The organism is Anabaenopsis tanganyikae CS-531 (assembly GCF_029891675.1).
In the GTDB taxonomy this organism is placed as follows: Bacteria; Cyanobacteriota; Cyanobacteriia; order Cyanobacteriales; family Nostocaceae; genus Anabaenopsis; species Anabaenopsis arnoldii.
Genome location: NZ_JANQDF010000006.1, coordinates 41,021 through 47,068 on the forward strand (window position 1 = coordinate 41,021; position 6,048 = coordinate 47,068).

Genomic DNA, 6,048 nt, shown 5'->3' on the forward strand with positions numbered 1-6,048 from the left:
AATCCTTATGTTTCTGGTAACTGGAGCAACGGGAGGAATTGGTCGCCGAGTAGTGCGACTCCTACGCTTACAAGAAAAGTCAGTGAGAGCATTTGTCCGCCTCACTTCCCGTTATAACGAGTTAGAACACCGAGGAGCAGAAATCTTCATCGGTGATTTGCGACAAGACCAGGATATTGCAAAAGCTTGTCGCGGTGTAGATTACATTATCAGCGCCCACGGTTCTGATAGTGACTCCCTCTATTTGGATTATCGCGCCAACATTGAACTCATTGATCAGGCAAAAGCTAATGAAGTTAAGCACTTTGTCTTTATCTCAGTATTAGGAGCCGAACGAGGCTATGAAGATGCTCCCGTGTTCAAAGCCAAAAGAGCAGTAGAAAAATATTTAGAAGCTAGTGGCTTGAATTACACAATTTTACGCCCCTCTGGATTAGCATCGAATTTACTACCATTGGCAGAACAGTTTCGCGAAACAGGTTTTTATCTGCTCGTTGGTGATCCTAAAAACCGTAGTTCGGTTGTTAGTACTGATGATTTAGCCAGAATAGTAGTGGATTCAGTCAGAGTTGAGGGCGCATGCAACCAAATATTACCAGTGGGAGGTCCGGAGATTTTATTGCGTGAGGATATTCCCAGCATTTTTAGTCGCGTCTTCAATAAGGAACCTTTAGTCATTCATTCTCCCCTATTCGTTGTTGATGGGTTACGGTCTACCTTGGGTTTATTTAATACCCAGGCACAACAAGCTCTAGGAACTTATCGCACATTGCTGGCCAATGAATTTTTCTGTCGAAAAGATGAAATAGCTAACTTAGAGAGGATTTTCAATTTTCACTTAGAAACTTTAGAGAATTTTCTGCGCCGCTATCTTGCAGTTTGAATTAGTGGGTGAATGGAGATCAGGAACTAGGGAAGAATAAACTTCCCACTCCCCATTCCCCATTCCCCATTCCCCATTCCCCATTCCCCCATAATCTAAAATTTTATGAAATATTCCTTACTCGCAAATGCTGCTCAAGCGCGTCAAACAAAACAACAATTTGCTAAACCAGAAGACCAACTATCTTATGAAGTGGGTAAGGCTGTACAGGAATTGCCCCCACTATATACCAGGGTTTTGGCAGGAACACTGAGCTTGGTGGTATTTGGAGCGATCGCCTGGGCAAATTTCTCTCAAATAGATGAAGTGGCGATCGCACCGGGGGAATTAATCGCCTCTACACAGGTGCGACCAGTAACATCTTTAACTGGAGGCTCTATTGTCAAAGTCAAGGTACAAGAGGGCGATCACGTTATTAAAGATCAAGTTTTGATTCAACGTGACCCAGAATTGAAGCAAACAGATGTTAATCGCCTCACCCAATCAGCAAAATTAATCTCTCAAGACTTACAGCGCTTAGAAGCCGAACGCATTGGTACTACAGATACTGGGACAAAACTACAAGATGAACTTTTAGCATCCCGCCTTGCAGATTACCAAGCACGTCAAGCTGTCACCCAAGCAGAAGCCAATCGCCAACAAGCAATTATTGCACAGATACAAGAACGCTCTCTGCGCTTACAAGAAAACCTAGTCAACGCTCAAAGCAGCTTTGAAAATGCCCAAACTAATTTACTTAACGCGCAAAATGTCGTTATTTCAATAGAAAAAAATGTGGCGATCGCTCAAGAAAGAGAAGAAAATCTCCGGACTCTGATTGCTCCGGGTGCATTACCAAGAATTGACTACTTAGAGGCGCAAGAAAGATTAAATCGCGCCAATACAGACATGACCAGAGCAAAGGATGAAGTAATTAATGCCCAAAATAGATTAACTGAGATTAAAGACAGAATAGCATCCTTAAAAAGAGAGATTGCCGCCCAATCCCAAGAAATGCGTCAAGCAGAACAAGCCTATCAAGGAGTTCGCCAACAGTCCCAGCGTTTAGCCTCTGAGCGCCAAAGTGAAATTCTAACCCAAATCAAACAGCGCCAAGAAGAACTCAGCAATATCAACGGTCAACTTGAACAAGCAACAAAACAGCAAGCAGGGGAAACTATCAAAGCCCCAGTTACAGGTACAATCTACAAAGTTAAAGCCACCCCCGGCCCAGTACAGGCCGGTGAAGAGCTACTGTCAATCTTACCTACAGGGGAAGAAATATTATTAGAAGTTAAAGTTCGTAACCGTGATATTGGCTTTATTCGTCCAGGTATGACTGCAAAAGTGAAAATGGCAACTTTTCCCTTTCAGGAATTTGGCACCATTGATGGTACAGTTGTCCAAGTTAGTCCTAATGCAATTATAGATGAGGAACTGGGTTTAGTTTTCCCCACCAGAATACAGCTAACTCAACATTCTATAAATGTCCAGGGCGAAAAGGTGGCTTTTACTCCTGGAATGGTTGCTAATGGTGAAATTGTCACTCGTCAAAAGTCAGTTTTAACTTTTATTATTGAGCCTGTAACTCGGAGATTTAGTCAAGCATTCTCAGTCAGGTAAGCTCATCCCACGCCTAACAGAAGTTTTTCTTTCCAGTCACACCCTACCATGTACACACAAGTCGAAGTAAATTACAAAGGGGCTGGGGTGTACACCCCAGTGCAAAAACCTTTGATTTGGGTAGGGTGTGTTATCAACGTTAGTCCCAAGGCTACTAAAATTGACTATGATGCGTTGTATTCAGGGACAACACACCCTAGACCACCCTAATAGTCACACCCAGACCACTACTGTTGAGTTTCGACATCCGTATCCGTAGCGATAATCCCACATCGTTCAGCAATTACCTTAATTTTGTGAAAGACATATCTCGGAATCTAAATTAGTATTACAATTACTTAGAAATAAAAAACTTTTGATGTAAATTGTACAATCAGGAATATGGGGAGTAAGCGATATTCTTCCATGTTAGACCAAGTTAAACAAAACTTTAGTCATTGTATCAACAAAGGAGGAGTTATTTATGCCACAGGTTCAAAAAAGAGTATACTTAATTACACAAGAACAGCGTGATGCCTTACTCAACTATCTCTTAAATCGTCCATATCGTGAGGTAGCAACTGGAGTTGAGTTTCTCAATAATGCACCAACTACTATGGTGAATCTGGAAGTTACTAATGAGCAGTTAGAAAGTATGACTGGCGCAACACAACCGGAATCTGAAACCAAGGCACAAGACGAAAAAGAAGTACAAATTGCTAACGCTCCTACATAAAAATTAGGTGTTTTTAATGCAGTTTAATTAACTCTTGATTCACTAGTGATGATCAAGTAGTTCCACTTAAACAAGTTGCCTAAATAAAATCAGCATTAAGAACACATTGACGGAGAAAGTCTAGAAAGAGGTTCGGCTCTCTTTCTATAGGTAACTTGTTTAATTTTAATTAAATTTATTCAGATCAATTGGGGTATTTACCAAAAACAATGTTTTTGGTGACAATTCGGTATATTTCCGATGATAATTCCCCATATCAAATACTAATACAAATCACAATCATCAACTTAATTACTATTTTATTATGGATATCATCCAACCTACCACTAATCCATTTAATACAGAATATCCATTATCTCAGAGTCAAGATCCTTTCCATCCTGCCATCAGAGAAATTGCCTTTGTTGATTCCCAGTTATATGATTATCAATCAGTAATTGAGAATTTGGATGCAAATATCCAGGCGATCGCTTTAGATAGCAATTACAGTGGCATTACCCAAATTACCGAGAAATTACGAGATTACAGTAATTTAGATGCCATCCATATTTTCAGTCATGGTCAAGCCGGTGCTTTACAGCTAGGTAGTGCCTTTTTGTCTCACGATAACTTATGGAATTACAAAGATGCGCTAAGTGGCTGGGGAGAAACGCTACTGCCACAAGGTGACTTATTATTTTATGGATGCAATGTAGCGGCCGGTGAATTAGGCGAATCTTTCGTACAAAATATTAGTGAAATTACAGGGGCAGATGTAGCAGCATCAGATAACCTAACGGGAAATGCAAGTTTAGGTGGTGATTGGCTGCTGGAATTTCAAACGGGAGAAGTGGCTTCCATATTTAATACGGAAACACTTAGCAGTTACTCAGGACTCTTACTCCCAGAACCATTATACAATAATGATTCCACTAACACCATAATTACTCTCACCAACTTAGGAGACAAACTTAAATTAACAACAGATGATACCGGTAAATTAACCTTAATTGATATAGGAGAAATACCAACCTTTGCCAGTATTACTTTTGATAAACCATCCCAGTCATTAACCATAGATACTCTAGATGGCGATGATGAAATTATCATTGACTCCAGCATAGAATTAGGTAGTGCTCACCTCATTCTGCGAGGTGAGAAAATTTCCCTCAACACTGGTGGGCAAATTACCACCACGGGAAACATCACCTTTAGCGCCGTCGCCAACATAGCAGCAGGAATAACCACAGCACAAATCAACTTAGCCGGGGGAATTACCGCCCGAAATTTCAGTGGGATAACGCAAACGGAAGGAACATTAATTTCTGAGAGTATTGACACCAGCGAACAAGCAATTATTCAGCTAGATAACGCCACACTAAATCTCAGTAATCTGGATTTACAGGTAATTAGAGCAAGTAAATATGAGTCATCGGCAAGCCTAGCAACAAATACTATCAATGGTGTTGCCACAGTCAACATTGGCAATAGCAACATTATTGCCACCAACAATATCAATATTTTAGCTCAAGAAAATACAACCATCACCGCAGAAAATCAAGGTATATCTATTAATAACAGTTTCCAGGGACAAGTGGAGATTGGGATTAGTAATAGTACCATTCAATCAGCCGCACTCACAGTTAAAGCTCAAAGTGATGCTAACATCAAAGGACAAGCATCACAGGTAGTTAATGAAATTGCCGGAAATATTCAAGCCTATATAACTGATAGTAATAATATAGAAATTGGTAATGGGGGATTATCCCTGATAGCACAGGATAATACCAAAGCGACTGCCATTTCTCCAGGCATTAGCATTGACATAAACACAGGTTTAGGGCAATTAGGATTTACTGGGTCAGCAACAGTAAATACCTTAAACCGTACAACACAAGCGTATATTCAAAAATCTGGCATCAGAGTTATTGATGGCGATATTAACCTCAAAGCTGAGAAAAATCAGCAAGCCATAGCCAATACTCCCGCGACACAAATCACTGATAGTAGCTCACAAACTCCCCTTATTTCTGTCAATATTCAACTTGATGGAACATATTCAGCCAACTCCATATTAGGTGACACCAGGGCATACATTGAAGACAGTACCTTAGAAACAGTGAACACTGGGGATATTGTCATCCAAGCACAAGACACCTCAATCATTGATGCTACAGCTCAAATCAGTGCCTTTGCAGAATCTCAATCACTAGTACCCGTAGATGGAGTTGGACTAGGAAGATCCATAGCTTTTAACGCCATTGGTTGGCTTAGTGATTGGTTTAACAAGACACTAAATGACTTAATAGGAACCAGTGCGGGGATAACAGAGGAATCAGCAGATGTCCAAGCATACTTGAAAAATGTGACAATTACTGTTGCTGATGATTTATCTATTTTAGCCACATCAGCAGCGCAAATCAACGCCACAGTCAGCAACGCAGCCGAGTCTACTGCCTCATCTCTGTATGGAGCTAGTAGTATGGCAAGCAGTGGCATCCTCGCCAGCAACAGAGTCAGCACAACAGTAGCAGCTTACATAGAGAATGGCATAGGCAGCGGTGTCATTGGCGGGAAAACAGACATCACAGCCCAAGACAACATAGGCATACACAGCAACAGCAAAATAGTATCCTCTAGCATTACCACCAACGACGGCGGAGCCGCCTTATTACAAGGGGGAATCAACAACCTCATCCCCGCCGACTATAACAGCAACGAAGGGCAAAGAACCCTGAAATTTGGGGAAAGAGTCAGAGAAGCAGCCACAGGGAAAGTATACGAATATCTAGGATTAAATAACACTGCCATAGACCTGAGTACAGCGGACTACAGCGACTATGGGTACTGGAAACCAGTCACAGGAACC

The 6,048-nt window shown here is 41.2% G+C and carries 4 protein-coding genes; all 4 read left to right on the plus strand.

What is annotated here, in order from left to right; genetic code table 11:
- Positions 1 to 7 precede the first annotated feature (7 nt).
- On the plus strand, positions 8 to 883 hold the full coding sequence (locus NWP22_RS00775; protein WP_280801398.1) for an SDR family oxidoreductase: 876 nt from the start codon (positions 8 to 10) through the stop codon (positions 881 to 883).
- Positions 884 to 988: 105 nt separating this feature from the next.
- Positions 989 to 2,485, plus strand: coding sequence for a beta-barrel domain-containing protein (locus tag NWP22_RS00780; RefSeq protein ID WP_271734685.1), 1,497 nt, complete (start codon positions 989 to 991; stop codon positions 2,483 to 2,485).
- Positions 2,486 to 2,948: 463 nt separating this feature from the next.
- Positions 2,949 to 3,200, plus strand: coding sequence for a hypothetical protein (locus NWP22_RS00785; RefSeq protein WP_271734686.1), 252 nt, complete (start codon positions 2,949 to 2,951; stop codon positions 3,198 to 3,200).
- Between the two features lie 304 nt (positions 3,201 to 3,504).
- Positions 3,505 to 6,048, plus strand: a 2,544-nt coding sequence (locus tag NWP22_RS00790; RefSeq protein WP_280801399.1) for a DUF4347 domain-containing protein, incomplete at its 3' end; no start/stop codon positions are given.